Source organism: Bradyrhizobium sp. dw_78 (assembly GCF_018449525.1).
Classification (GTDB): Bacteria; Pseudomonadota; Alphaproteobacteria; order Rhizobiales; family Xanthobacteraceae; genus Bradyrhizobium.
Map to the genome: position 1 here is coordinate 333904 of NZ_JAAVUS010000001.1, position 26411 is coordinate 360314.

The 26411-nt window shown below is 63.2% G+C and carries 22 protein-coding genes; 7 read left to right on the forward strand and 15 right to left on the reverse strand.

Going from position 1 to position 26411, the window contains the following annotated elements; all coding sequences use genetic code 11:
- Positions 1–26: 26 nt before the first annotated feature.
- Positions 27–1853: an aminopeptidase P family protein gene (locus HB630_RS01550; RefSeq protein WP_213769624.1), complete on the reverse strand. Its 1827-nt coding sequence runs from the start codon at positions 1851–1853 to the stop codon at positions 27–29.
- A gap of 397 nt (positions 1854–2250) precedes the next feature.
- Between HB630_RS01550 and HB630_RS01555 the strand changes: the two genes are divergently transcribed.
- A complete protein-coding gene (locus tag HB630_RS01555; protein ID WP_213769625.1) occupies positions 2251–2439 on the forward strand; it encodes a hypothetical protein in 189 nt (62 codons plus the stop codon).
- Between the two features lie 33 nt (positions 2440–2472).
- Here HB630_RS01555 and HB630_RS01560 read toward each other — a convergent pair whose 3' ends face one another.
- On the reverse strand, positions 2473–3363 hold the full coding sequence (locus tag HB630_RS01560) for a 50S ribosomal protein L11 methyltransferase (protein WP_213770671.1): 891 nt from the start codon (positions 3361–3363) through the stop codon (positions 2473–2475).
- A gap of 59 nt (positions 3364–3422) precedes the next feature.
- On the reverse strand, positions 3423–3953 hold the full coding sequence (locus tag HB630_RS01565; protein WP_213769626.1) for a hypothetical protein: 531 nt from the start codon (positions 3951–3953) through the stop codon (positions 3423–3425).
- A gap of 231 nt (positions 3954–4184) precedes the next feature.
- Here HB630_RS01565 and HB630_RS01570 point away from each other — a divergent pair, with 231 nt between their 5' ends.
- Entirely contained in the window at positions 4185–4607 is a 423-nt protein-coding gene (locus HB630_RS01570) for a GFA family protein (protein ID WP_213769628.1), read from the forward strand.
- Positions 4608–4832: 225 nt separating this feature from the next.
- On the opposite strand, the gene HB630_RS01575 is transcribed toward HB630_RS01570, so the two are convergent.
- Positions 4833–6440 carry an NAD(P)/FAD-dependent oxidoreductase gene (locus tag HB630_RS01575; RefSeq protein WP_213769629.1) on the reverse strand — a complete coding sequence of 536 codons (1608 nt, stop codon included), beginning with the start codon at positions 6438–6440 and terminating at the stop codon, positions 4833–4835.
- Positions 6441–6745: 305 nt separating this feature from the next.
- Here HB630_RS01575 and HB630_RS01580 point away from each other — a divergent pair, with 305 nt between their 5' ends.
- Complete coding sequence (locus tag HB630_RS01580; RefSeq protein WP_213769630.1) at positions 6746–9025, forward strand: fused MFS/spermidine synthase; 2280 nt, start codon at positions 6746–6748, stop codon at positions 9023–9025.
- A gap of 153 nt (positions 9026–9178) precedes the next feature.
- Here the strand turns inward: HB630_RS01580 and HB630_RS01585 are convergent, their stop codons facing one another.
- Positions 9179–11587, reverse strand: coding sequence for an EAL domain-containing protein (locus tag HB630_RS01585; protein ID WP_213769631.1), 2409 nt, complete (start codon positions 11585–11587; stop codon positions 9179–9181).
- Positions 11588–11927: 340 nt separating this feature from the next.
- On the opposite strand from HB630_RS01585, the gene HB630_RS01590 reads away from it, so the two are divergent.
- Positions 11928–12176, forward strand: coding sequence for a hypothetical protein (locus tag HB630_RS01590; protein ID WP_213769632.1), 249 nt, complete (start codon positions 11928–11930; stop codon positions 12174–12176).
- 81 nt (positions 12177–12257) lie between these two features.
- On the opposite strand, the gene HB630_RS01595 is transcribed toward HB630_RS01590, so the two are convergent.
- Positions 12258–13031 (reverse strand): L,D-transpeptidase, encoded by a 774-nt coding sequence (locus HB630_RS01595; RefSeq protein WP_213769633.1) that lies wholly within the window; start codon positions 13029–13031, stop codon positions 12258–12260.
- A 324-nt stretch (positions 13032–13355) separates the two neighbouring features.
- Here HB630_RS01595 and HB630_RS01600 point away from each other — a divergent pair, with 324 nt between their 5' ends.
- A complete protein-coding gene (locus tag HB630_RS01600; protein WP_213769634.1) occupies positions 13356–13679 on the forward strand; it encodes a hypothetical protein in 324 nt (107 codons plus the stop codon).
- Positions 13680–13762: 83 nt separating this feature from the next.
- Here the strand turns inward: HB630_RS01600 and HB630_RS01605 are convergent, their stop codons facing one another.
- The 5 genes from HB630_RS01605 to HB630_RS01625 form a co-directional block, all read right to left on the reverse strand.
- Positions 13763–14524, reverse strand: coding sequence for an ABC transporter permease (locus tag HB630_RS01605; RefSeq protein ID WP_213770672.1), 762 nt, complete (start codon positions 14522–14524; stop codon positions 13763–13765).
- 11 nt (positions 14525–14535) lie between these two features.
- Complete coding sequence (locus HB630_RS01610; protein WP_213769635.1) at positions 14536–15459, reverse strand: ABC transporter ATP-binding protein; 924 nt, start codon at positions 15457–15459, stop codon at positions 14536–14538.
- 567 nt (positions 15460–16026) lie between these two features.
- The gene (locus HB630_RS01615) at positions 16027–16248 is read right to left on the reverse strand and encodes a hypothetical protein (RefSeq protein WP_218625985.1); all 222 of its coding nucleotides are present in this window, start codon (positions 16246–16248) and stop codon (positions 16027–16029) included.
- 28 nt (positions 16249–16276) lie between these two features.
- Positions 16277–17401 carry a DUF2336 domain-containing protein gene (locus HB630_RS01620; protein ID WP_213769637.1) on the reverse strand — a complete coding sequence of 375 codons (1125 nt, stop codon included), beginning with the start codon at positions 17399–17401 and terminating at the stop codon, positions 16277–16279.
- A 353-nt stretch (positions 17402–17754) separates the two neighbouring features.
- Positions 17755–20385 carry a UvrD-helicase domain-containing protein gene (locus tag HB630_RS01625; protein WP_213769638.1) on the reverse strand — a complete coding sequence of 877 codons (2631 nt, stop codon included), beginning with the start codon at positions 20383–20385 and terminating at the stop codon, positions 17755–17757.
- Between the two features lie 289 nt (positions 20386–20674).
- On the opposite strand from HB630_RS01625, the gene HB630_RS01630 reads away from it, so the two are divergent.
- Complete coding sequence (locus tag HB630_RS01630) at positions 20675–20848, forward strand: DUF1328 domain-containing protein (RefSeq protein ID WP_213769639.1); 174 nt, start codon at positions 20675–20677, stop codon at positions 20846–20848.
- An 83-nt stretch (positions 20849–20931) separates the two neighbouring features.
- Here HB630_RS01630 and HB630_RS01635 read toward each other — a convergent pair whose 3' ends face one another.
- Entirely contained in the window at positions 20932–21444 is a 513-nt protein-coding gene (locus HB630_RS01635) for a thioesterase family protein (protein WP_213769640.1), read from the reverse strand.
- Between the two features lie 84 nt (positions 21445–21528).
- On the opposite strand from HB630_RS01635, the gene HB630_RS01640 reads away from it, so the two are divergent.
- Positions 21529–22947 carry an FAD-linked oxidase C-terminal domain-containing protein gene (locus HB630_RS01640; RefSeq protein WP_213769641.1) on the forward strand — a complete coding sequence of 473 codons (1419 nt, stop codon included), beginning with the start codon at positions 21529–21531 and terminating at the stop codon, positions 22945–22947.
- Positions 22948–23011: 64 nt separating this feature from the next.
- Here HB630_RS01640 and HB630_RS01645 read toward each other — a convergent pair whose 3' ends face one another.
- From HB630_RS01645 to HB630_RS01655, 3 genes are all read right to left on the reverse strand, one after another.
- Positions 23012–23461 carry a hypothetical protein gene (locus HB630_RS01645; protein ID WP_213769642.1) on the reverse strand — a complete coding sequence of 150 codons (450 nt, stop codon included), beginning with the start codon at positions 23459–23461 and terminating at the stop codon, positions 23012–23014.
- A 168-nt stretch (positions 23462–23629) separates the two neighbouring features.
- Entirely contained in the window at positions 23630–24019 is a 390-nt protein-coding gene (locus tag HB630_RS01650) for a RidA family protein (protein ID WP_213769643.1), read from the reverse strand.
- Between the two features lie 11 nt (positions 24020–24030).
- The gene (locus HB630_RS01655; protein WP_213769645.1) at positions 24031–26358 is read right to left on the reverse strand and encodes an acetamidase/formamidase family protein; all 2328 of its coding nucleotides are present in this window, start codon (positions 26356–26358) and stop codon (positions 24031–24033) included.
- Positions 26359–26411 lie beyond the last annotated feature (53 nt).

Sequence of the window (26411 nt, forward strand, 5' to 3'; positions counted from 1 at the left end):
GACGGCGGGCTTTGTGACGGTGCGCCCTACTTCAACGGCGCCGTCGCGGCGTCGAGCCAGGCCTGGGCGGCCTCGTCCAGATGCGGACGGACCTGATCGCGCACTTTGGCATGATAATCATTGAGCCAGGCCAGTTCCTTCGCGCTCAGCATCTTCACGTCGATCAAACGCCGGTCGATCGGCGCCAGCGTCAGCGTCTCGAACGCATTCATCGGCTTTTCGGCGCCGGCGATATCGGCTGCGACCACCAGTTCGAGATTCTCGATCCGGATGCCGAAGGCGTCGGTCTTGTAGTAGCCAGGTTCGTTGGACAGGATCATGCCGCGCCGGAGCGGCGTGGTGCCGAGTTTTGAAATCCGCGCCGGGCCTTCATGCACCGAGAGGTAGCTGCCGACGCCGTGGCCGGTGCCGTGCTCGAAATCGATGCCGGCCTGCCACAGGAATTGTCGCGCCAGCGTGTCGAGCTGCGCGCCGGTGGCGCCGTCCGGAAACACCGCGCGCGCGATCGCGATATGGCCGCGCAGTACGCGGATAAAGCGGTCGCGCATCTCCGCGGTCGGCTCGCCGATCGCGATGGTGCGGGTGACGTCGGTGGTGCCGTCCTGATATTGCGCACCGGAATCGATCAGCAGGAGATCGCCGGGCGCAATGCGCCGGTTGGTCTTGCGGGTGACGCGATAATGCACGATGGCGCCGTTCGGCCCGGTGCCGGCGATGGTCGGAAACGATACGTCCTTGAGTGCGCCGGTGTCGCGGCGGAAGGTTTCCAGCGCCTCAACCGCGTCGATCTCGGTCAGCGCGCCCGACGGCGCTTCGCGGTCCACCCAGGCGAGGAATCGCGCCAGTGCCACCGCGTCGCGCCGGTGCGCTTTCCGCGTGCCCTCGATCTCGGTTGCGTTCTTGCAGGCCTTGAGCAGGGCGACCGGATCGCTGCCGCGCACGGCCTTGCCGCCGGCGGCGCTGATCAGCCGGCTCAAGGCATCGGCGGCGGTGGCGCTGTCGAGCGCGATGGAAGCGCCGCGTTGCGCCAGCGCGGTAAGTTCGCCCGTCAGCGCGCCGGGCTCGGCGACATCGGCGGATTGCTCCAGATGATCGCGCGCGCGGTTGGAGAGCTTGCGGTGGTCGATGAAAATCGTCGGCCTGCCGTCTTTCGGTACCAGCGCGTAGGATAGCGGTAACGGCGTATGCGAGACATCGGCGCCGCGGATGTTGAAGGTCCAGGCCACCGCGTGCGAATCCGACAGCACCAGCGCATCGACGCCGAGCTTGCCGATTTCTTCCTGAATCCGCGCCAGCTTGTCGTGTTCGGTCTCGCCAGAGAATTGCGCATCATGAATGCTGACCGGGCCGAGCGGCGGCGCGGGACGTTCGGTCCAGACCGAATCGACCGGGTTGGTTTCGACCGCGATCAGTTCCGCACCGGCCTTGGCGCAGGCCGCAGCCAGCCGTTCGGCCGCCGCGGATGTATGCAACCAGGGATCGAAGCCGACGCGATCGCCGGCAGCGAGATGCTTGGTCAGCCAGCTTTCCGGCGGCGGATCGATCAGGGATTCGACGCTCCAGGCCTTGGTGTCGACCTGCTTGGCGGCCTGCAGCGTATAGCGCCCGTCGACAAACAGCGCGGCCTGATGCGTCAGCACGATTGCCATTCCGGCCGATCCGGTGAACCCGGTCAGCCATGCCAGCCGTTCTTCCGACGGCGCGACATATTCATTCTGCTGCTGGTCGGCGCGCGGAACCACGAAGCCGGTGAGCTTCCGTCGTGTCAGTTCCTCGCGAACAGCAGCCAGCCGCGCCGTCAGCGCCACGCCGCTCTCGGGTTCTTCGAATGTCTGGAAACGGGCTTCGAACATGATTCAATCATTCTATCGCGTTTTCGAGCGAAGTGGGTACCGGTTCGCATGAAGAAAACGCGTCGGGAAACGGACCGGGCATGATCCGGACCCGGCAGCGCCGCGCTGACCCAAATTGGGAACCGGTTTTCCCGGCGGCGGGCGCGAAGCCCTGCACGGAAATCGGGCTCGAACAAGAGGGAATGTGATGACCCAATTCAATCTGATCGGATCATGAGCCGGTCTTGCGACCACAGGTTTGCGGTAAGCGATCACAGGTTTGCAGCGAAGCCTACTATCCCTTAGCATGACTTGTGCTCGAATATTGGACATGACAAACAGTTTACACCGCAAGCTGTTCGTCTAAGATCAACTGGGGCTCTCAGCAGTGTCTCAACTCAACGACGAGGGATAGGCAATGCCAGCTTTCACGTTTGAGAAGATTTCGCCGCCGGTCCGTCGCGTACCGGCCGCGCCCGTCGCGAACAAGAAGCAGCGTGGCATCGTCGTTCAGATGCTGGAGCGTTTTGCCGACGTGCGCGTCAGGCGCAGGCTGCGTGCGGATAAGGGCGTCAGCGCGCTCGGTGAGCAGAAAACGCAGGATTAATTCTCAGCCTGTTAATTCTCAGTCCATTAGTTTTCAGCTTATGTAGCGCAACAGAAGGCTGCTCCAGCCTTCGATCCTGACATGCCGTAGCGGCACCAGCCCGCGTACACGATAGGCGGCAATCACGCTTGCGGCCTGATGCGTCAACAGGCCCGACAGGACCACCAGCGCAGAAGGCGCCAGATGCCGCGCCATCGGCGTCGCCAATTGCCGCAACGGATTGGCGAGGATGTTCGCCAGCACCAGGTCGAACGGGCCGGCTTCCGCGAATTGCGGCGCCGAGAAACCGGTCGCGCAGATGGCTTTGACGAGATGGCCGGTTTCGTTGAGGCGGGCGTTTTCGCGCGCCACCGCAACCGAGGACGGATCGATGTCGCTGGCCAGCACCTCACGATGCAGCGCCTTCGCCGCGGCGATCCCGAGCACGCCGGTGCCGGTGCCGAGATCAAGCACGCGCCGCGGATCATATTTCTTCAGGACATGATCGAGCAGCAGCAGGCAGCCGCGCGTTGTGCCGTGATGGCCGGTGCCGAACGCCAGCGCCGCCTCGATCTCGATGCCGATCTTGTTGGGCGGCACGCGCGAACGGTCGTGCTGGCCATGCACGACGAAGCGCCCGGCGGGGACCGGCACCAGATCCTCGAGGCTGGCCTTGACCCAGTCCTTGGCCTCCACCGTGTCGAAGGTGATGGCTTGCGCGACGTCGGCGCCGGCCGCGCTGCCCACGAGTTCGCGGACCAGCGCCTGATCGGGCGGCTCGGCGAAATGCACGGTGACATCCCAGCGCCCGTCCGGTCGCTCGAACGCGGCGATCGCGGCCTGGCCCTCGAAGAAGATCTCGGTGAGAACGTCAACGACGGTCTTGGCGGCCTGTTCGTCGCCGATGGCAAAGCTCGCGCGACAGGTGGCGGGGGTCGGGGTCATCATGGGGCGAGGCTTAGCACAGCCGGAAGCGCCTGACACGCAGGTGTCCGATACGAAGCCTACTGGATCGTCGGCTGAGACTGCCGGACATGCCACATCATCGTCGGTGAGCCATCCGATTCGAACTCCAGCTCATAGGTCTTGCCGTTCTGATCCGTCGCGCTGCAGGAAACACGGGAAATCTGTCCGGTGACGAAGCTTCCGGACTGCCTGCATTTTCCGGTCGATAATTCCACGGCGGCCACCGGCAAGCCATCGGCGGTGGGCCTTTCCCTGGACTTCAGCAGCATCCGGTCGATCGGCAGTTCGTACAATTCGTCCTGCCGCCGGCCGTTGTCGCCCGAGAAGGTGACGATGTGGCGATCGTCCGCGGGGTCGTCGAGTACGATCGTGAAATTCGCCCGGCCAAGTTCGGTCTGGTAGAACGAAACCGCCTTGCACGCGAACACACTTCCAGCGATTTTGAGCGTGCTGCATTTCCCCGACATCAGCGCGAAGGCAACCGTATCCGGCTCCTGTGGCGGCTCGGCGGCAGCCTGACCGGCAAGGCAAAGGATGGCAATCGCAAACAGTCTCCGGCAACAGCGCATCGGTCTGCTCTTAATATTCGGACGCAAAATTAACGGCATCAGGAATTGGCAAATTCGTCCGAAATTGGGGCGGGAACAAGCCTTCATACCGCTGCTGGAGCCTTGCAGGAAGGGCAGGTAAATTCATAAAACCGGGCTGTCGCCGGGGGGCGTGTCTCAGTTTGAATTTCAGCTCTGCGTGGGAGTCAACGGCAACTATCAGGCGGGTGGGTCTCCTGATATAAGACGGGAATGCTGAAACTTACCTGTCTCTGCGGTCAAGTCCGCATCGAAGTGGCAAAGCGACCGGACTTCATCAACGAGTGCAATTGCACGCTATGCAGCAAGTCTGGCGCTCGCTGGTCCTATTTCCATCCCTCCGAAGTCAGCATCGAGGGCGCGACCAGAGAATATAGCCGGGAAGACAAAGAAGATCCGGCCGCAGCAATCCACTTCTGCGGCCGATGTGGTTCGACGACGCATTTCACGCTGACGGAGAGCGCCATATCGAAATTTGGCAATGTCCAGACGGGCATTAATATGTCGCTGGCAGATGAACGCGATCTCGTCGGAATCGAACTTCGTTACCCTGACGGACGGGCTTGGTCGGGCGGGGCTGACTTCGGCTATGTGCGGGAGCCCCGGCTCATTGGCCAAAGTGCGGCTTCGCAATGATTACTGACGAGGATTGCCGCTAAGGCGAAAGCCAAACTGGGACACTACCCCGAGGGCACAGCTTGTTCGGGTTTGGCGCAGGACTTATGCACCGTGTTACGCACGTGCCGTACACCGGACCAGACCTCCGTTTTCAACAGGCTTCAGCGGAATATCTCAACAGCGATCGCACAGGCTTTTCCACAGGCCTATCGACAGCTTTTCCACAACCTGTCCACCGGCTTGTCAACGGGTTGCGAACAGCGAGCGGTGATCGGCCAAAATGACCCGCGCGGCGTTGTGGCCGGGGGCGCCGGTGACGCCACCGCCGGGATGGGCGCCGGAGCCGCAATGGTAGAGGCCTTTCAAGGGCCCGCGGTAATCGGCGTGGCCCAGCATCGGGCGGGCCGAGAACAGCTGATTCAGCGTTAGCGCGCCGTGGAAGATATCCCCGCCCAACAGGCCGAACTGGCGCTCCAGATCGAGCGGCGACAGCGCCTGCCGGCCGATGACGCTGGCCGCGAAGCCGGGCGCGTATTGATCCACGGTTGCGATCATGAGGTCGGCGACCGCCTCGCGATGGTCGTCCCAGGATTGGCCGCCGGGCAATTGCGGCGCAACGTGCTGGCAGAACAGGCTCGCGACATGCTGGCCCGGAGGGGCCAGCGTCTCGTCGAGCGTCGAGGGGATCAGCACCTCGACCACCGGCTGGCGGCTCCAGCCGTGGTCGCGCGCGTCCTGCCAGGCGCGGTCCATGTAATCCAGGCTCGGGGCGATGATGATGCCGGCGGTGAGATGATCGCCCGCGCCGGGCTGTGCCGTGAACGAGGGCAGGGCGTTCAGCGCGACATTGATCCGGAACGTGCCGGAGCCGTTGCGCCAGTGCGAGATGCGTTCGAGGAATGCCGGCGGCAGCGCGCCTGACGGTATCAGCCGCGTATACAGCAGTTTCGGGTTGACGCCGGAGACGACATATCTCGCGCGGATGGCCTCGCCATTGTCGAGGACGACGCCCGCCGCACGGCCGCGTTCGACGATGACCTCGCGCACGCCGGTCTCGGTCCGGATCTCCACGCCGCGCCCGCGGGCCGCGCTCGCCATCGCCTGTGTGATCGCGCCCATGCCGCCGATGGCGTGGCCCCAGACGCTTTTCTTGCCGTTCACCTCGCCGAACGCGTGGTGCAGCATCACATAGGCCGAGCCCGCGGCATAAGGGCTGGCGTAATTGCCGACGATGGCGTCGAAGCCGAACACCGCCTTGACCAGATCGTTCTCGAATCGCTCGTCCAGCATCTCGCCGGCCGAGCGCGTGAACAAATCGAGCAGGCTGCGCTGCTGCTCCAGCGTCAGCCGCCGCAGGATGTTCGCGGTGCCGAGCGCATTAAAGCTTTCGCGGACGGCGCCGACGCCAAAACCCTCGACGAGGTTCGGCGGCGCGCGCAACACGAATTGCCGCAGCACGTCGGCGATCGCTTCCAGCTCGCGCGAAAACGCCTCGATCCGGGCAGCGTCGCGTTCGCTGAGTTTGGCGACCGACGGCAGCGTGCGGCCTTCGCCGGTGAGGAGATAGCGGCCGTCGGGCGCGGGCAGGAAATTCTGCGCGCGGCGTTCGACGAGGCGCAGGCCGTGATCGGCGAGCTTCAGGTCGGCGACGACTTTCGGATTGAGCAGGCTGACGGTATAGGCCGCGACCGAATTGCGGAATCCCGGATGGAATTCCTCGGTGACCGCGGCGCCCCCCACCGCCTTGCGCCGCTCGACCATTTTCACGCGCAAGCCCGCCGCCGCCAGATAGGCCGCACAGGTGAGGCCGTTATGCCCCGCGCCGATAATGAGAACGTCGGTTTCCGTCATATGCGTTTCATGTTTGGACTGTCACTCCGGGATGGTGCATTAGCACCAGACCTCAGATGCGCAATAGCGCATCGGGGAATCTCGAGATTCTCCGATGTGCAATGGCACATTGTAGTTCGAGGCTTGCATCGCCCCGGAATGACGGCTCAAGTCGTCATACCAGTGTTTCCGATGTTTTCTATCCGAGAGGCGCAGGCGAGCACAGCGATAAGTGACAATCCCGCCGTCTCGCCCGCATTGCCCGCGATGGCGTGATATGGTCCATTGCCACCGAATCCCGTCACCGGGTGCCTGCCGGAGTTTTCATGACCTCGCTTGCTACGCCTGCCGTCACGACCCCGTCCTCCGTCTCGCGCAACCGGCTTATATTGGTGGTCTACACCTCGGCGATCTTCGTCAGCGCGCTGTTGTTGTTCTCGGTGCAGCCGCTGTTCACCAAGATGGTGCTGCCGCGGCTCGGCGGCTCGCCGGCGGTGTGGTCGGTGGCGATGGTGTTCTTCCAGTCGCTGCTGCTCGCGGGCTATGCCTACGCGCATTACCTGATGCAGGTCAAAAACCGCCTCATCCCGGTCGTGGTGCATCTGCTGCTGCTGCTGGTCGCGCTGTTGACGCTGCCGCTGTCGATTGCCGGCGGCTGGGGCGAGCCGCCGTCGAGCGGCTATGCGTTCTGGCTGCTCGGCCTGTTCGCGGTCTCGATCGGGCTGCCGTTCTTCGCGCTCGCCGCCAACAACCCGCTGCTGCAGGCCTGGTTCGTCCGAACCGGCCATCCGGACGGACCCGATCCCTACTTCCTCTACGCCTCCTCGAATATCGGAAGTTTCCTGGCGCTGTTGTCCTATCCGGTGCTGCTGGAGCCGATGTTCACGCTGCGCACGCAGAATCTGCTCTGGACCGGCGGCTACGGGTTGCTGATCGTCCTGATCGCGGGCTGCGGCGCGCTGTTGCTGCGTTCGCCGGCGATGGCGGCGGTGGATACGCTCGCGGCGGATGCCGACACCCCGGCGCCGGCCTGGGGCTTGCGCGCGCGCTGGATTTTCCTGGCCGCGGTCCCCTCGGGCCTCTTGATCGCGGTGACCGCGCATATTGCCACCGACGTCGCCTCGGCGCCGTTGCTATGGGTGTTGCCGCTGTCGCTGTATCTGTTGACCTGGGTGCTGGTGTTCCAGTCGCGCCCGCTGCTGCCGCATCGCTGGATGCTGATGGTGCAGCCGCTGGCGATCATGGGCATCGTCGTGCTGCTGGCGGTCGGCGGCGAACAGAACCTGCTGCTGACGCTCGGTGGACATCTGCTTTGTTTCTTCATCATCGCGATGACCTGCCACGGCGAACTGGCGCGGACCCGGCCGGCCGCGAAATATCTCACCGGTTTCTACGTCGCATTGTCGTTCGGCGGCATGATCGGCGGATTGTTCGCAGGCCTGATTGCGCCGTTTGCGTTCTCCTGGGTTGCGGAATATCCGATCCTGGTCGCACTGGCGGCGTTGTGCCGGCCGCCGGGTGACGGACTGAACAAGCGCTGGCGGCGTTGGTACTGGCCGCTTCTTGCCGTCCTGGCTGTGGTGTTGATCGCGCCGTCCTACAGCACCGGCAAAGTGATCGGCTGGCTGGACGAGCAGAGGATCTATATTGCCAGCGCCGTCGCCGTCGTCGCGATGATCCTGGCCGTCCTGTGCAAGCTCGGGCGCTGGAAATTCGCCGCCGCGATTGCGCTGGCTCTGGTCCTGGCGCGGGTCTATCCGCCGGACCAGGGACGGGTGGAAACGGTGCGCAGCTTTTTCGGCGTCCACAAGATCGTGGTGACGCCGAACGGCCAGTACCATGTACTGATGCACGGCACCACGACGCACGGCGCCCAGAAATTTCTGAACAACGACGGCACCCCCGTTACCGGGCGGCCCGAGCCGATCTCCTATTACCACAAGGACGGCGGCATCGGCCGGGCGATCACGGCGATCCGCGAACGCAAGGGTGTACCGCTGCGCGTCGCCGTGATCGGGCTTGGCGCCGGCACGCTGACCTGCGCCTCCGAGCCCGGCGAGACCTGGAAATTCTTCGAGATCGACCAGTCGATGGTCGACACCGCGCGCGACCCGAAATATTTCAGCTTCGTGAAGAATTGCGCGCCGGACCTGAAGCCGGTGATGGGCGATGCGCGGCTGACCTTCGCCAGGGAGCCTGACGGCGTCTACGACCTGATCATCGTCGACGCCTATTCGTCGGACGCGATCCCGATCCACCTCGCCACCCAGGAGGCGATGAAGATCTACAAGGACAAGCTTACGCCGCAGGGGGCGGTGGTGATGCATGTCTCCAACCGCAATCTGGAACTGGCGAGCGTCGTCGTCGGCATCGCGAAAGCCAACGATCTCAAGAGCTGGGTCTATAGCGAGGATTCCAACCGCGACAGCGAATACATCTTCCCGACCGAGGTCGTGGTCTCGGCGCGAGAGGATGCCGATGTCGGCAAGCTCGCGTCCTCCGACCTGTGGGAAGAGACCGACGCCGACCCGAATCAGCGGATCTGGACCGACGATTATTCCAACGTGCTGGGCGCGGTCTACCGGCGGCTGCGCGACGGCGAGTAGGGATGCCTCGGCAGGTTAGAGCGGGATGAGGTTTGGTTGAATCGATTTGGCCGCATGCTCCGTTCACCTCTCCCCGGCGGGGAGAGGTGAACCTCCGATGCCAACCGTTTTACTCATCACGCTCTGGCAAATAGCTCTCAGGCCGCAACCGGCTCAGGCCAATTTGGCGCGCCGCGCCGGCGCTTGCTCCGGCATGTCGTCGTCAGCGCTTTCGGTGTGGGTGAAATTGCGGAAGCTGCCGATCTCGGCCGGGCGCCCGAGCAGATAGCCCTGCACTTCGTCGCAGGATTCGTCACGCAGGAACTGGAGTTCGGCATCGGTCTCGACGCCTTCAGCCAGCACCGGCAGCCCGAGCCCGCGGCCGAGCCCTAGCACGGCGCGGACGATGGTTGCGGCCTGGCCATTGGAATTGACCGATTTGATGAACGAGCCGTCGATCTTGATCTTGTCGAACGGAAACGCGCGCAGGTTCGAGAGCGATGAATAGCCGGTGCCGAAATCATCCATGGCGATGCGCACGCCGAGCGCCTTGACCTGGCGCAGCGTCGTCAGCGCCCGGTTGAAATCGCGCACCAGCGCCGTCTCGGTGATCTCGATCTCGAGTCGCTTCGGCGGCAATCCGGTCTCCAGCAAGGTCTGATGGAGCTCCTGGACGAAATCCGAATTGTAGAGCTGCACCGCCGAAACGTTGACGGCGACCATCAGCGGCTGCTCCCAGCTCGCGGCTTCGCGGCACGCCATCCGGATCACCCAGTCGCCGATTTCCAGGATCGTGCCGGTCTCCTCGGCGATCGGGATGAACACCGTCGGCGAAATCTCGCCGCGCGCGGGATGCTTCCAGCGCAGCAGCGCCTCGAAGCCGGTCATGACCTCGCTGCGCACGCCGCGCTGCGGCTGATACACCAGCCGCAATTCGTTGCGCGCGATCGCCAGCCGCAAATCGTGCTCCAGCATCCGCCGTTCGCGGACCGCGGCGCCCATGCTTGCTTCATAGAAGCGGTAGGTGTTGCGGCCGTCGGTCTTGGCGCGATAAAGCGCGGTGTCGGCGTGGCTGAGCAGGGCTTCGCGATCCATCGCGTCATTGGGGCAGATCGCAATGCCGATACTGGTCGAGATGCTGTTGGTCTCGGGCGTATCGCCGGGCGCGCGCAGGGCTTCCAGAATGGTGTCGGCGAGCTGGCCCGCCTGCGCCGGGCTCCTGAGGCGGGGCATCAGGATGGCGAATTCATCGCCGCCCAGGCGCGCCATCATCTGGTTTTCGGCGAGCACCGCGGTGACGCGCGCGGCGACGGTTCGTAGCACCGTATCGCCGGCCGCGTGACCGAACAGATCGTTGACTTCCTTGAAGCGGTCGAGATCGAGGCACAGCACGGCGAGACTGCCGCCGGCGCCAAGGTTGGCGATTTCCTGATCGGTCCGCGCGTTGAAATAGCCGCGGTTGGGGAGCGACGTCAGCGCGTCGTGATGCGCGAGATAATGGATATGCTGCTCGGCCTCCTTGCGCGCCTGCAGATCGCGCACCGCGACGACATGGTGAGGCTTTCCCGCAAACACGATCGGCCGCAACAGCAATTCGACCGGCGTCATCGCGCCGTCGGAATGACGCAGACTGGTCTCGACCGCCTGCTTCGATCCGTTCAATAGCCTGGCCCGCGCCGCCTTGTCCGGGAAACAGCTTTCAAGTCCGGCGCCGACAAGGGCCGGCGCGGAAACGCCGGCGAGATGGGCGAAGCTGGTATTGACCGAGACGATCGTCTCGCCGTCGCACACCAGCAGCCCCTCCACGGAAGCGTTGGCGAGATCGCGCATGCGGTCGGCCTCGAGTTCGGAGCGGCGCTCGTCGCGGATGTCGAGCACGATCGCCGCCAGTCCGAGGCCGATGATCACGAAGCTGGCGCAGGCCACCGCCAGCGCGAGCCATCCGGCGGGAAGCGTCGACTGCGGAATCTCGATGGCGGAGTCCGGAACGATCGAGACCGCGGCCATCGCCGTGAAGTGATGGCAGCAGATCGCGAGCGTCAGCAGCGCGGCGCCGCCGAGCTTCCATCTCTCTTCGATGCCATGAAGGCCGACGGGCAGCGCGATCGCGCCGATGCCCACGGCAATCAGGATCGAGGACACCACGAGGATCGGATCCCACCAGATGACGCCGGCGATATCGAACGCCGCCATGCCGAGATAATGCATGGAGGCGATGCTGCCTCCGACGATCGCGCCGCCGATCCAGGGGCCGTGACGCCAATCCGGAAGCAACGCGACGAAAAGTCCGGCGCCGGTGAGCACGATGGCCGCGACCAGGGACAGCAGCGTCAGCGGGATATCGTAGCCGCTGGGAATTCCCGGCGTGAATGCGAGCATGGCCACAAAGTGGGTCGCCCAAATGCCGAAGCCTGTCGATATCGCCGACACGGCGAGCCAGACCAGCCGGATGCGGCCGGCCGATTTGCGTGCGTGGCGAAGCAGGTTAATGGCGGCGAGCGATGCCAGGATGCCGATAAAGACGGCGAGGCCGACCAGCCTGAGATCGAGCGCTTCAGCGACGTAAGTGTAGACTTTCAACATGATTGAACCGCAATGGTGGAGATGTCGCGATGATAGGCAGGGCTAGGGCGTAATTATGTAAGAAGGGGTAAAAGCTGCAGGTTTGACGGGGTTGTGCAGGGCAGAAATGCCGACACGTCATTGGACGCGGCCGTCTTGGTTACCTGCGCGTCAACCGAATGGATACAGCACATGCTAATTTATCGGCGGTAATCCTGCGCGCGGCGTATAGACCTCAGATTCAGCGTCGCGAAGCAACGCGTTCATCTTCGCAACACCGAACCGGCCCTTGATCGGGTGCGGAACTTGCTGTCAAATCCGGCCATTCGAATCTCGATCCTCGTCGGCAAAGGAGAGAAATATGTTCAGAGGTGTGTTTCTGGCAGCCATGATTGCGGTCTTCGCCGCGGGTACGGCGATGGCGCAGGAGACCTGCGAGAGCAAGGCGGTCGGAAAAGACGGCAAGGCGCTTGCGGGTGCGGCGAAGACGTCGTTCATGAAGAAATGCACGGCCGATGCCTGCGCCACCAAGGCGGTGAGCTCGGAGGGTAAGCCGCTGGCCGGCGCCGCCAAGAACAGCTTCATGAAGAAGTGCGAAAAAGGCGCTTGAGACGCGACTGAAATCATATGGGGCGGTCAGGCTGTGACCGCCCCATAAATCCGGCGTCCAAATTAGACCAGTCGAATTGGATCAGTCGAAGAAGCCGCGCGGCTGATAAGCGGGCCGGGGCGCATAGACCTGCGGCGGCGGTGCGTATTGAGGCGCATAGCCTCGATTGCCGTAATAAGGCTGTTGCTGCGGATAGACCTGTTGCGCGTCGTAGAGGCGCCGGTTGCTGCGCGGCGCCGGATAGCGCGCCCCGTCCGAACTTCCATCAGCCGGATAGATGTAGCCGTCGTCCGGATGCTGCGCGTATTGACCGGCTGCCGGCTGCTGCGGCACCAGCGCTGTGGGCTCGCCGGCCGAACCCTCATCCTGGGAGTCGATGTCGCGGCGGGCGACCGCGGTCCGGTTGCGCCCGACCCGCGCCAGCGCGATCTGCGATGAACCGGTCAGCGTCACGGTGGTGTTGAGTACGCCTTCCTTTTCCACCAGTGCATAGAGCGTCGTGGCGTTGGCGCGGGAAAGACGGACGCAGCCATGCGACACCGGAACGCCGAGCTTGCCTTCGGATTCCGTGCCGTGGATCGCGTGACCGACCCGGGTGAAAAAGATCGAATGCGGCATCGGCGCGTCGTCGAATTCCTTGGAGAAGTGGTCCGCCTCCATGCGGAAAGTCCGGAAGCTGCCGTTCGGCGTTTCGTGCGACGGGTTGCCGGTCGAGACCGGCCACTGATAGCGCTCGACGCCGTCGACCGCGACGGTCATCATCTGGTTGTTCTTGTCGACGGTGATTTCGACTTTGGCCTGCGCGGCCGTGACAGCCAGCAGCAGACCGGCAAACGCAACAAGGAAGGAACGCATTTTACTTTCAGCCTCCGGGACCCGATCGCAGCGTCTCGATTTCAGCGCCGCTCTCACCGTCCCCGCATCAATATGCGCTGAAGCCGGTTTTGGTTCCAGTGGCCTGCCGGCTCCATCGTTAATCGGTCTCCGGGCACAAGCAAGGCGTAGATGAGGTGGGCCGGGTTAATTTTTCGAGAGGTCTGCATGTACTTGGTCGTTACTTCGTCATACCAGCGCAACTTTTTAGCCGCATCTACGTTACTCTAGTACAGCCAAGTAGGCCCCAAATTGGGCACGACACCGTCACGCACAGAGACAGTCACGTACAAAGAAAGACATAAGATGAAAATGAATATCAAGGCACTGACGCGGCCGAGCCGCCCCTCTCAGCGGCTCTATTTTGCGGCCGCCGCGCTTACGCTGGCCTTGTTGGTGATGCCCCATCCCGGCCACGCCCAGGGCATTGTCGGCGGCGCCCAGGAAGGTGTGCGTGAAGGTGGCCGCGCGGCCGGCCCGGTCGGCGCTGTCGTCGGCGGTGCGCTCGGCGCGGGTGTCGGCGGCGCGGTGGGCGCCGTGGACGGCGTTCTCGGCATTCCGCATCGCCATTGGCGCCACGGCTGCCACGGTTTTCACGACCGCTACGGCCACTTCCACTGCTATCGGTAGTTTCTGTTTATAGCGCATTGTCATTCCGGGTTGGTGCTTTGCATCGCCCCGGAATGACGTCGATTAACGAATGACGCTACGCCTCAGTTCTTCAGCCGATAGCCGGTCTTGAAGATCCACCACACCAGGATCATGCAGACGACGAGGAACGCCGTCGTCATGCCGATGCTCAAGCCGACGCTGACGTCGGCGATATCGTAAAAACTCCAGCGGAAGCCGGAGATCAGATAGACCACGGGATTGAGCAGCGTGATGGTGCGCCAGACCGGCGGCAGCATGTTCACAGAATAGAAGCTGCCGCCGAGGAAGGTCAGCGGCGTCACCACCAGCATCGGGATCATTTGCAGCTTCTCGAAGCCATCGGCCCAGATGCCGATGATGAAGCCGAACAGGCTGAAGGTCACGGCCGTCAGCACCAGGAACAGCAGCATGAACAGCGGATGGTGGATCTTCAGCGGCACGAACAGGCCGGCGGTGACGAGAATGATCAGGCCGAGCACGATCGATTTGGTGGCGGCGGCGCCGACATAACCCAGCACGATTTCGAAATGCGAGATCGGCGCCGACAGGATTTCGTAGATCGTGCCGACGAATTTGGGAAAATAGATGCCGAAGGACGCGTTGGCGATGCTCTGCGTCAGCACCGACAGCATCACCAGGCCGGGCACGATGAAGGTGCCGTAGCTGACGCCCTCGACCTGGGTGATGCGCGAGCCGATCGCTGAGCCGAACACCACGAAATAAAGTGAGGTCGAAACCACCGGCGAGACGATGCTCTGCAGCAGCGTGCGCCAGGTCCGCGCCATTTCGAACAGATAGATGGCGCGGATCGCACGAAAATTCAGGCTGGCGGAATTCATGGCGTCCTCACCAGGCTGACAAAGATGTCTTCCAGCGAACTCTGCGTGGTGTCGAGATCGTAGAAGCGGATGCCGGCGTTGCGAAGATCGCCAAGCAGACTGGTAATGCCGGTGCGGTCGCCCTTGGTGTCGTAATGGTAGGTCAGTTCGGTGCCTCCATTCGACAGTTCGAGATGATAGGCCGCAAGCGCCGCCGGCACGGCGTCGATGCCGTCCTGCAGATGCAGCTTCAACTGTTTCTTGCCGAGCTTCTGCATCAGGCTCGCTTTTTCCTCGACCAGGATGATCTCGCCATGGTTGATGACGCCGATCCGGTCGGCCATCTGCTCGGCTTCCTCGATGTAATGCGTGGTCAGGATGATGGTGACGCCGGAGGCTTGCAGCGTCCGCACCACTTCCCACATGCCCTTGCGCAATTCGACGTCGACGCCCGCGGTCGGCTCGTCGAGGAACAGGATCCGCGGTTCGTGCGACAGCGCCTTGGCGATCATCACCCGGCGCTTCATGCCGCCGGACAAGGTGACGATCTTGCTGTCCTTCTTGTCCCATAGCGACAGGTCTTTCAGCACCTTCTCGATATGGCCGGGATTTTTCGGCTTGCCGAACAGGCCGCGGCTGAAGCTGACGGTCGCCCACACCGACTCGAAGGCGTCGGTGTGCAATTCCTGCGGCACCAGCCCGATCAGCGCGCGCGCGGCGCGATAGGATTTGACGATGTCATGGCCTTCGACCGATACGCGGCCCTCGCTTGGGTTGGCGATGCCGCAGATGATGCTGATCAGCGTGGTCTTGCCGGCGCCGTTCGGCCCCAGCAGCGCAAAGATCTCGCCGCGCCGGATCTCGAGATTGATGCCCTTCAAAGCCCTGAAGCCGGAAGCGTAGGTCTTCGACAGGTTGGAGACGGATATGATGGGAGACATGGCGGGCTTGTTAGTCCGGGTCGGAAATGGGGAAGGGGTAAAGCGGCGGTTCGGCCGGCTTTTGGGGCAGGTATGCCTAGATGGGGATAGCAAGGCCGCTGCGCAATTGTTTTCGGAGCGGGCCGTGCGTATTTATCGACGAAGTTTGCGTCCGGAATATTTCGCAACGATGGCGGCCCGGGTCGTCGAGGCCAGGACTTTTTCCGGAAATATATTTAGAGCATATCGTAGCTGGGTTGAATCGTGGCCGGATATCCGCGACCTCGTGGTTTTCCAGGCGATGCCAACGGGTCGCGAATGCGCGCCCGATGACGGGCTCCGCATCGTCCGGAGACGCGCCGCGTTGCCGCGCTCCTCACCATGAGGGTCCAGGCGGACCTCATCCTGAGGAGGCGCGAATGCGCCGTCTCGAAGGATGAAGCCATAGAATTGCAAAATGCGCTAAAGCCCGGTCTCGATGGAATCGAGGCTGGGCTCCGGTGTTTTTGCCTTGATGTATTTTCCTTGCCAGCCGGATTCCGCTTCGCTCGGAAACGCCATAGCAACGAAGCCCCGCCGGGGCGGGCCTTACCGGAAATAATGCTGGACGATGTGCAGGTCGGACGGGGAGGCGGCCGTCCCGTTCAGGCTCGCATCGATGACCCGGCGGCAGGCCTGGACGGTCGCATCGTCCCCGAGATCATAGGCGGCTTCGAGCGTGTTCCAGGCGGCATCGAGGGCTGCCTCGGGCCTTCGTTCTTCGAGGCCCTGGCCGTTAGGCGCGGCTTTATCGGATGCGATGATGTTCATGGTGATATCCCCGATTCCGGATCGGCCGTTACTGCATGACAACCGGCTGGCGCTTGGCGTCGGAATCGTACCCCGCCGGGCTCTTGCGCGATTGATAGAATTCCAGAACGATCCGGGAAGTCTCGACGGTGAGGCGATTGAACTCGCGCTCCGCGTCGTTCAGCTCCTGCGCCGTCAGGCGGTGATCCTTTGCGCCGAGGAACAGCAGCGACATCGTCGTCGCCCAAGAAAAGTCGAGGGACTTGGCCAGGATCAGCAGCGTTTCCCGGTTCCTGTCGAACAAAGCGCGTTCGATCACATCGCCGGGCAGCGAGCACAGCAGGGAAATTCCGATCGTGACCTCGTCGATCCTGTGGAGACGGGCGTATTCGAATATGCTGTCCTGGTTCAGGTTGCCCTGCCGGTGCTGCGCCGTCACCACCCGCTTCGCGACGTAATAACTGCGCGACGCGGGACCGAATTTGGATTGCAACTCGCCTGCGACATCGGTCACCGAAGACTGAATCTGGTCGACCATGTCGGGGCGCTCGTCTTTGAGCCGCCTTTTGACGTCGTCCGAGGCCTTTGCGATCAATTGCTGGAAAAGTTGCCGCGGGATGTCATGACGGAGGCCGAGATTCTCGGCGAGAATGGAATCGCCCTCGGCCCGCTTGACCATGTGCAGAAAGCCGAAATCCGAGAACCGTGCGCCGCTGTTATTTACGACGGTGTTAACCACGCCGGTATTGCCGCGCGTGACCAGCACGTCGGTGACGTCCTCGTCGAGCGATTTTCGCTCCGAGATCGCGAGCAGATATGGCTGGCCCTTGGTGCTGGCGCTGGCGACCAGCGTTGCGGAATCGAGCTGCTCGGACTCCCGAAGCACGGGGCCGGCGACTTCGATGGAATCATCGAAGGCAAGCTTGTGGATGACGTTGATGGGCGCCTGGTCGAAACGGGCGAGCCGGCTGGAAAGTTCGGCGCGGGCGTTGACTTCGATCTCGTCGGCGAGCCGCTCGATGATGGCGCCGAAGGTCGAGATCTCCTCGTTGCTGTAGCGGCCGGCGATCAACAGATCGGTCGCGTGCCACAATGCCCGCTTGCGCCGTTCCGGGGTGCCCCGCAAAATGGCATCGTCGAGATCCCTTAGAAAGGATTTTATGTCGTCGTTCATTTTGACTGGCCTCAAAACGCAGTAAAATACGCAACAGCCGTATCGGAGATAACCCTACCGCACATGCACAAGTTTTTGGTAAAGCTGGTGGCTAAGTATTGTTTCTAAAAATTCGCTAAAATTAGAATGAGTTCGCGGGGGATTCCGAATTTCTTAACCTTGCGGGTTGCCGCTGCTATCGCGTTTTCGAGCGAAGTGGATTGCGGTTCGCGTGAAGAGAACGCGTCAAAACAAAAGTCAAAACAAAATATGAGAGCCCGGTCCTGATGCAGTCAGAACCGATGAGTCATCCCGCTCTGTGTTTTGAGCATGATCTTTTCGGAAAACCGGTTTCCACTTTTCCGGATCATGCTCTAAATCCGCTCCACGAAACTATCGACCACCTTTTTCTCGCCGGCCTTTTCGAAGGCGATGGTGAGCTTGTTGCCGTCGATCTTCACCACATGGCCGTAGCCGAATTTCTGGTGAAAGACCCGGTCATCCAGCGAGAATTCCGAGGTCGTGCCGGTGGATTTCGCGACCAGTTCGCCTTCGATCACCATCGGACCGCGCTTGTTGCGGGAAAAATCGTCGCGCGGGCTTGAGAAGGGCGACTGATTTTCGTCGAAGCCGCCGCGCGCCTGGCCTTGCCGATTTTCCTGGCCGCGCGCGCGATTGGCCTGCGCCCGCTGCCAGCCCGGCGTCGTGTAGCTGGAGCCAAAGGATTCCACATTGTCGAAGCGCGAGGGGCCGTAGCCGCCGGCGCCGCCCCAGCCCGAGCCGCCCTTGGATTCCGTGATTTCGACGTTGTGGGCCGGCAATTCGTCGAGAAAGCGCGACGGGATCGTGGTCGACCAGGTGCCGTGGATCCGCCGGTTGGTGGCGAAATAGAGCTTGGCGCGGCGCCGCGCGCGGGTCAGGCCGACATGGGCGAGGCGGCGCTCTTCCTCGAGCCCTGCGCGGCCCTGTTCGTCGAGCGTGCGCTGGCTCGGAAACAGGCCCTCCTCCCAGCCGGGCAGGAAGACGTTGCCGAATTCGAGCCCCTTGGCCGAATGCAGCGTCATCAAGGATACCGCCTGCTCGTCGGCGCCGCCGTCGCGGTCCATCACCAGCGAGATATGTTCGAGGAAGCCTTGCAGGTTCTCGAACTCCTCCATCGAGCGCACCAGCTCTTTCAGGTTGTCGAGCCGGCCGGCTGCGTCGGCGGAACGGTCCTTCTGCCACATCTCGGTGTAGCCGCTCTCGTCGAGCACGATTTCGGCCAGTTCGGTGTGCGAGGTCACTTCGCGCTGGGCGCGCCAGCGGTCGAAGCTCGCAATGAGATCGCGCAGCGCGCCGCGCGCCTTCGGCTTCAATTCGTCGGTCTCGACCACGGCGCGCGCGGCCTCGAACAGCGGAATGCGGCGCTTGCGGGCGTGGTCGTGCAGCATCTGCACGCTGGCGTCGCCGAGCCCGCGCTTCGGCACGTTGATGATGCGCTCGAAGGCGAGGTCGTCGGCCGGCGAGTTGATGGTGCGTAAGTAAGCCAGCGCGTCGCGGATTTCCGCGCGCTCATAGAAGCGCGGGCCGCCGATCACCCGATAGGACAGTCCGAGCGTGACGAAACGGTCTTCGAATTCGCGCATCTGGAACGAGGCGCGCACCAGGATCGCGATCTCGTTGAGATTCTCGCCGCTGCGCTGCAGTTCCTCGATCTCCTCGCCGATGGCGCGGGCTTCCTCTTCCGAATCCCAGGCGCCGGTGACGGTGACTTTTTCGCCGTCGACGTCCTCGGTACGCAGCGTCTTGCCGAGCCGGCTTTCGTTATGCGCGATCAGATGCGAGGCGGCGGCCAGGATGTGGCCGGTGGAGCGGTAATTGCGCTCCAGCCGGATCACCTTGGCGCCGGGGAAATCGTGCTCGAAGCGCAGGATGTTGTCGACCTCCGCGCCGCGCCAGCCATAGATCGACTGGTCGTCGTCACCGACGCAGCAGATGTTCTTGGGCGGTGCGGACGGGGCGGCCTGAGTGGATGGGGTCATTCCGGGATGCGCAGGAAGCGCAGACCCGGAATCTTGGGATTGTTTGTCCTCATCTTCAGATTCTTTGATGTGCAATGGCACATCGGGGTTCACGCCTTCAGCGTGTGTCGGAACGACGGCAGAACCGGTGTATCCCGGAATAATGGAAGACAGGGGCGCGCCCGGTTTCGAAGGCGCCTGCGACAATAGCCGTAGCCAGAGATATTGCGCGACGTTGGTGTCCTGATATTCGTCCACCAGAATGAACTTGAAGCGGCTCTGGTATTGCCGCAGCACGTCCGGGTGCTCGCGGAAGATCCGGATGTTCTCCAGCAGCAGATCGCCGAAATCGGCGGCGTTGAGGATCTTCAGCCGCTCCTGATAACTGCTGTAGAGCTTGCCGCCCTTGCCGTTGCCGAACACGATGGCTTCGCCCGCCGGCACTTGCGAGGGCGTCAGGCCGCGGTTCTTCCAGCCGTCGATCAGGCCGGCCAGCATGCGGGCCGGCCAGCGCTTCTCGTCGATATTTTCGGCCTGCAACAATTGCTTCAGCAGCCGCACCTGATCGTCGACATCGAGCACGGTGAAATTGGATTTCAGCTGCGCCAGCTCGGCATGGCTGCGCAGGATGCGGCCGCCGATCGAATGGAAGGTGCCGAGCCACGGCATGCCTTCGACCGCCTGGCCCAGCATCTGGCCGAGCCGCAGCTTCATCTCGCGCGCGGCCTTGTTGGTGAAGGTGACCGAGAGGATTTCGCCGGGACGGGCGCGGCCCTGGCTCAGGATATGGGCGATCCGGCAGGTCAGCACGCGGGTCTTGCCGGTGCCGGCGCCCGCCAGCACCAGCACCGGTCCGTCCAGCGTCTCCACCGCCTCGCGCTGTTCCGGATTGAGGCCCGCGAGATAGGGCGGCGTCGAGGCCGCCCGCGCGCGCGCGGCAATGCCGCCGGAAACGGGCTGGTGATCGGGGACGCTGCGAGGTGTCAGTCTGTTGGGCTCGGTCATGCGAATCGTCTTTTCCCCACGATGGCACCGTGAGGGCGTGAAGGGGAGCCTTCATAGCAGGAATGAACGGCATATAGGGATTTGCGGCCGTTTTGACAGGAGTTATCCCGGCGCCGTTTCCGCCTGCGCCCTGATTTCGTTCCGGCAAAACGGCGGTTTTTTGCGGTTTCAGCCCCTTGAATAGCGCGGAACCTTCGTTCTTGCGGTGGATTGGTCCCGCAGCCGATGCGGCGATGCTTCCAAGGCGCGCCGAGATCGAAACGGAATATGAAAAAACAGGGGTCCTGACATGCTGAGCTGGGTCGTTACTTTCCTGATTATCGCGCTGATCGCCGGCATTCTGGGCTTCGGCGGTCTCGCCGGTGCCTCGATCGAAATCGCCAAGATCATCTTCTTTGTCGCCATCGTGCTGTTTCTGGTCTCGGCCGTGATTGGCTTCGCGCGCGGACGCAACCGCGTTTAGCGCTGATCCCTCATCCTGAGGAGCTTGCGCTGGCAAGCGTCTCGAAGGATGAGGCCGGAGTGACCATCAAGGCCTCATGCGGGTCACTTCGAAGGCATCGCGATCCTGCGTCCGATGCCCTCGGGGCGCGGCACGCCGGCATGGGCGTTGGCGACGGCCGTGATGCGGGCGCGGATATCGGCGGGAAACGGCGCGGTCTTGCGCGCCGCCATGTCGATATGGAGCGACATGTTTTCCGACGTCGCCGACAGCCAGCCTTCTTCGGCATGGCGCAATTCCTTAAACGTATGCAGGCGCTTTTCGTCGGCGTCGACCAGCAGGATCGATACCTGCACCGGATCGCCCAAATGAATTTCGCGCAGATAGCGCACATGACATTCGGCGGTGAAGGTCGAGCCGTGACGCTCCTTCATATAGGTGGGACCTATCCCAAGCCGGAGCCATAACTCGTCGATGGCGCGGTCGAACATCACGTTGTAATAGGCCATGTTGAGATGGCCGTTGTAATCGATCCATTGCGGCTCGATCTGCATCACCGACGACAGGAACGGGGCGGGCCGGAGCAGGGCTTCGTCGGCGCTGGCGGTGCTGGTCATTCTGTTTCCCGTTCGTTCGACCCATGAACTATTGACCCGCTATATATCCTTTGTCACGGTCGGTTAAGTCCGGGAGGAAGTTACGTGGCAACGACAATTACCAATCATCCCAAGCGGCCGGAGCCGCAGGCCCTGGCCGGCGCGGTGGAAGCGCTGGCGGCGCGGTTCGGCAACCGGCTGATCACCTCGCAGGCGGTGCGCGACCAGCATGCCCACACCACGACATGGCTGAAATCGCAGCCGCCGGACGCCGTGGTGATGGCGCAGGAGACGGCGGACATCCAGGACGTGGTGCGGATCTGCGCCAGGCACAGCGTGCCGGTGATCGCGTTCGGCGCCGGCACCTCGCTGGAAGGCCAGGTCAACGCGGCGGCCGGCGGCATCTGCATCGACCTGCGCGATATGAACCGGGTGCTCGCGGTACATCCGGAGGATCTGGATTGCGTGATCCAGCCCGGCATCACCCGCAAGACCCTGAACGAGCATCTGCGCGACCAGGGCGTGTTCTTTCCGATCGATCCCGGCGCCGATGCCTCGCTCGGTGGCATGGCGTCGACCCGGGCGTCGGGCACCAATGCGGTGCGCTACGGCACCATGCGCGAGAACGTGCTGGCGCTGAAAGTGGTGCGCGGCGACGGCGAGATCATCACCACCGGCACCCGTGCCAAGAAATCCTCCGCCGGTTACGATCTGACGCATCTGTTCGTCGGCGCCGAAGGCACGCTCGGCATCATCTCCGAACTCACGATCAAGCTGCGCGGCATTCCCGAAACCATCGCGGCCGCCGCCTGTTCGTTCGAGACCGTGCGCGGTGCCTGCCAGGCGACCATCCTGGCGATCCAGACCGGCATTCCGGTCGCGCGCATCGAACTGCTCAATGCCGAGCAGGTGCGCGCCTGCAATTCCTATTCGAAATTGTCGCTGCCGGAGACGCCGCTATTGCTGCTGGAATTCCACGGCAGCGAGAACGATGTCGCCGAGCAGTCGAAGAATTTCGCCGAGATCGCCGGCGAATGCGGCGGCGGGGATTTCACCTGGACCACGCGGCCCGAGGACCGCACCAAATTGTGGCAGGCACGGCACGATGCCTATTGGTCGGTGAAGGCGCTGCGTCCCGGCGCCGGCGTGGTGGCGACCGATGTCTGCGTGCCGATTTCGCGGCTCGCCGATTGCGTCACCGAGACGGAAGAAGATTTGAAAAGGCTGCGGCTGCAATCGCCGATCGTCGGCCATGTCGGCGACGGCAATTTCCACTGCTCGCTGTTGTGCGACGTCGACGATGCCGACGAGATGGCGCGGGGCGAGGACTTCATGCATCGGCTGGTCGAGCGCGCGCAGGCGATGGGCGGCACCTGCACCGGCGAACATGGCATCGGGCAGGGCAAGCAGAAATACCTTGAGGCCGAACTCGGCCCGGAAGCGATCGAGACCATGCGGGCGCTGAAGCAGGCGCTCGATCCGCAGAATATCTTCAATCCCGGAAAGATCGTGCCGGCGGCGTGAACGCTCGACGAAGAATTCTCACCGGCAAAAAAGTCGGGCTCTGATCGCTTCAGAGCCCGGTTTTTTATGCTGTTATTGAGCCGTTGCTTGTTGCTGAGCTGCTGCTTGTCGAGCTGCTGCCATTGCCCTGCAGCGTGACGTAATCCGTTTCCATTGACTGATTGCCGGTCGTGGGATCGATGATCACGGTGTTGATGGTCATTTTGCCGGCGCTGGAGAGCTGCATCTGGGAATCGCCGATGCGGAAGACGCCATTGGTGTTGATGTAGACGCGCCCGGTTTGCAGGCCGCTATCCGCGGTCTGAAAGCGGACATTGGCGCGGTAGCCGTTGATATTGGAAATGGTGAGCGTAACCGCCTTGCCGTTGGAATCCGTTCCGCTCCAGGTGCCCTGCCATTGCGTCGGATCGACATTGGCAAACTTCGAGCCGGGCGGGATCGAGGCCTGCGTCGGGGCCGTATAGGCCGATTGCAGAATGCTGAAGATGTTGATCGTTGACGATGTCGATGCCATCGGTGTTCTCCGCGGGGGCCGGATGAAGGGGCGGTGAGGAACTACTGGCAGAACAAAATTAATGGTTGATTAACCCTGAACCGACACTTCGCCGAATGGGCTTAAGGCGCAATTTTCCGTCGCTTGTTGAAGGACGATGCCGGCGCCGTCCGGGAAGCCGCCCCGGCGTCAGCTTGAGGGGCGTCGTGCGATCAGGTCGATCTCGATCAAGGCGTCATAGGCGAGGCCGGTGACGCCGACGCAGGTGCGCGCGGGCAGGCGATCTGGCGCGAAATAGCTGCGATAGGTCTCGTTCATCGCGAGGTAATCTTCCTTGAAACGGGTCAGATAGATCCGCGCCATCGCGACATGCTCGAAATCGAGTCCGAGGCCGTTCAGCACCTTTTTCAGATTGGCCATGACGGCATGGGTCTGGGCCACGATGCCGCCGGGCAAAACGCCGGGCGCCTCCGGCGTATCCGGCATCTGGCCGGTAATCAGCACAAAGCCGTCGCTCTCGACCGCGTGGCTGAAGGGCGCGACCGGCTTCGGGCCGCCGGCAATCATGTGAAATTTCATCTGGCTTTCTTTCAGTTCGTGAACAGGCGCTTGCTCAAAATGGCATGGACGCCCCAATTGCCGTCGACAACCTGGGTGACGCCGAAATCCACCGCCGCCGAGATCAGCGCGATCGCCTCGTCCTCGCTCAGCCCCCTTGTGTTCATGAGGAAGCGCCGCACCTTGCGGAACGCGTCCTTCATCGCGAGATCGAGCGAGGATTTCGCGTAGACTTCGCTTTGACCCCTCTCGCCGAATTCGGCGAGGTAATTCGGATGGCTGAATCCGGTCAGCACCCAGTCGGTCTCGGTCTCGATCAGGGGATAGGTCAGGTCGGCGAAAGGCCGCCCGGCGAGATCGGCCTTCTTGTGCAGCACCACGCGAAACGTCCCGGTCATCGAACATTCGATCGCGGTGCCGCTCAGTTCGCCATCGCCTTGCGCGGCGTGCGGATCGCCGATCGAGAGCAGGGCTTCGGGCGCGGAAACCGGAAGATAGACCGCCGCGTCCTTGCCCAGGCGCCAATTGTCGAGGTTGCCGCCGAAATAGGCCGGCGGCACGGAATCGACCAGGCCCGCCTCGCGCGGCGCCACTCCAATGACGCCGAAATGCAGCCGCAGCGGAATCCGGACGCCGTCGAGCACGTTGTGCCGCCGCCGGATGGTCCCGGCGGCGACGGGCACGCCGGGATAATCATAGGTCTGATGCAGGACGCCCGACGGGTCGCGCTGCGGCTGCCAGCGATAGGAATAGAGCGCCTGCGCATACGGTTCGTCGCCGCTGAAGATCTCGTAGATGGTCACGGCTTCGCGCGGCTTCGGCTCGGAGAGAAACTCGTCGTAATGGTAGCCCCACCAGGCGGCGACGCTGCTGCCGAACACCCGTCCCTCGAATTCCGGATTGCGGCTCGGGCGCGGCACGATGTCGAGCACGCGGACTTCCAGCACGTCGCCGGGTTCGGCGCCCTTGACCGCGATCGGTCCGGTGCAGATGTGGACCCCGAAACCTTCCCCGGCGCCGCGGCCGTAGATCGAGGCGTCCATCGGGCCTGCGCCGCGGCGCTCGACGCCCTTGCCCTCCGCGGTCCAGCGGAACACGCTTTCGGCGCCGGGATCGTTCTTGATCATCAGTTCTGGGTCGTCGGAGGCGTGCTGGGTCAGGGTTTCGACCGTGACGGTGTCGCCGGAGGCAATCTCGATCAGCGGCTTCAGCGCGCGGCTGAAAAATCCCCAATGTACATGCGCGGCGTCGGCGGGCAGATGATGATGGGCCGGCGCGCCGCCCTGCGGCAGGGTCGATGCCGCCGGTTCAAGCTCGGCCGGCGCGATCACCGGCGACTGGCGGTGCGGGCGCAATTGCGCGATGGCGTCCTGCGGCCAGCCGCGCCGTTCGGCGCGCACGCCCCGGTCCGACAGCCGTTCGATCTCCTGCTGCCGGAATGCCCGCGGCGACAAGCCGAAGCGGTCGCGGAACGAGCGGCTGAAATGCGCCGCGTCGCTGAAGCCGCAACTGAAGGCGATGTCGGACACCGACCGATGCGCCTCGGCGGCGTTGGCGAGATCGGCCCAGCAGCGCTGCAACCGGCGCTCGCGCAGATAATGCGTGAAATTGTCGCCGGTGCTTTCGAACAGCTTCTGAAGGTATCGTTCCGAAATCCCTTCCATCTGCGCGATGCGCGCCGGCGTGATGTCGGGATCGCCGAGCTTGCGTTCGATCGCCTCGTAGATGCGATGCAGCAGCGCCGGCTGCGCGCCGATGCCGGCGCTGTCCGCGGTGGCCGACAGCTTCTGGCGCGACAGCGTCAGCAGCATTTCGGCGAGCGCGAGCCGGATCGTATTCCAGTCGTCCGACGACAGATTTTCCAGGGCTTCGGAGGTGGTCTCGAGCGTGTGGCGAAGAATGTCGGCCAGCCCGCCCGGTGCGACGATGACGGCGTCCCGGCATTCCGGCAGGCTGATCTTGCGGCCGCCGAAACTCTCGGCCGTCACCGACAGCACGATGGCGCGCATGTCGCGATGAAAGGTCACGTTCCAGTCGTTCTGGCGCGGGAGCAGGATGATGCGGCCGGCTGGAACGGCCTGCGGCGAGCCGCCGGCCTTGAGCACGGCGCCGTCTTCGGCCGGCACCAGCGCGACCGGCAGGTCGGCCCGCCGCGGCAGCGGCGAGAACACCTGCGGCCCTGCGGCAAAGCGCATCAGCCCGACCCCGTCCAGCGAGGCCCGCGACAATGCCGTGGCATATTCGCCATACTGGGCCGACAGCGGCGAAGAGCGCAGCCCGAATCCGCCCAGCACGTCCTGCCAGGCTTCGATTCGGTCGTTTTCCGGGTAGGATTCGCTGGTGAAGGCGTGAATACTCATGCTTCGGCCAAGGCAAACGGGCTTATTTCGAAGCAACGGCCGTGCCAGAATCA

Excerpts from the sequence above, each read along its gene's own strand:
- HB630_RS01550 (WP_213769624.1), bottom strand. The coding sequence starts at position 1,853 with ATGTTCGAAGCCCGTTTCCAGACATTCGAAGAACCCGAGAGCGGCGTG.
- HB630_RS01555 (WP_213769625.1), top strand. The coding sequence starts at position 2,251 with ATGCCAGCTTTCACGTTTGAGAAGATTTCGCCGCCGGTCCGTCGCGTA.
- HB630_RS01560 (WP_213770671.1), bottom strand. The coding sequence starts at position 3,363 with ATGACCCCGACCCCCGCCACCTGTCGCGCGAGCTTTGCCATCGGCGAC.
- HB630_RS01565 (WP_213769626.1), bottom strand. The coding sequence starts at position 3,953 with ATGCGCTGTTGCCGGAGACTGTTTGCGATTGCCATCCTTTGCCTTGCC.
- HB630_RS01570 (WP_213769628.1), top strand. The coding sequence starts at position 4,185 with ATGCTGAAACTTACCTGTCTCTGCGGTCAAGTCCGCATCGAAGTGGCA.
- HB630_RS01575 (WP_213769629.1), bottom strand. The coding sequence starts at position 6,440 with ATGACGGAAACCGACGTTCTCATTATCGGCGCGGGGCATAACGGCCTC.
- HB630_RS01580 (WP_213769630.1), top strand. The coding sequence starts at position 6,746 with ATGACCTCGCTTGCTACGCCTGCCGTCACGACCCCGTCCTCCGTCTCG.
- HB630_RS01585 (WP_213769631.1), bottom strand. The coding sequence starts at position 11,587 with ATGTTGAAAGTCTACACTTACGTCGCTGAAGCGCTCGATCTCAGGCTG.
- HB630_RS01590 (WP_213769632.1), top strand. The coding sequence starts at position 11,928 with ATGTTCAGAGGTGTGTTTCTGGCAGCCATGATTGCGGTCTTCGCCGCG.
- HB630_RS01595 (WP_213769633.1), bottom strand. The coding sequence starts at position 13,031 with ATGCGTTCCTTCCTTGTTGCGTTTGCCGGTCTGCTGCTGGCTGTCACG.
- HB630_RS01600 (WP_213769634.1), top strand. The coding sequence starts at position 13,356 with ATGAAAATGAATATCAAGGCACTGACGCGGCCGAGCCGCCCCTCTCAG.
- HB630_RS01610 (WP_213769635.1), bottom strand. The coding sequence starts at position 15,459 with ATGTCTCCCATCATATCCGTCTCCAACCTGTCGAAGACCTACGCTTCC.
- HB630_RS01615 (WP_218625985.1), bottom strand. The coding sequence starts at position 16,248 with ATGAACATCATCGCATCCGATAAAGCCGCGCCTAACGGCCAGGGCCTC.
- HB630_RS01620 (WP_213769637.1), bottom strand. The coding sequence starts at position 17,401 with ATGAACGACGACATAAAATCCTTTCTAAGGGATCTCGACGATGCCATT.
- HB630_RS01625 (WP_213769638.1), bottom strand. The coding sequence starts at position 20,385 with ATGACCGAGCCCAACAGACTGACACCTCGCAGCGTCCCCGATCACCAG.
- HB630_RS01630 (WP_213769639.1), top strand. The coding sequence starts at position 20,675 with ATGCTGAGCTGGGTCGTTACTTTCCTGATTATCGCGCTGATCGCCGGC.
- HB630_RS01635 (WP_213769640.1), bottom strand. The coding sequence starts at position 21,444 with ATGACCAGCACCGCCAGCGCCGACGAAGCCCTGCTCCGGCCCGCCCCG.
- HB630_RS01645 (WP_213769642.1), bottom strand. The coding sequence starts at position 23,461 with ATGGCATCGACATCGTCAACGATCAACATCTTCAGCATTCTGCAATCG.
- HB630_RS01650 (WP_213769643.1), bottom strand. The coding sequence starts at position 24,019 with ATGAAATTTCACATGATTGCCGGCGGCCCGAAGCCGGTCGCGCCCTTC.
- HB630_RS01655 (WP_213769645.1), bottom strand. The coding sequence starts at position 26,358 with ATGAGTATTCACGCCTTCACCAGCGAATCCTACCCGGAAAACGACCGA.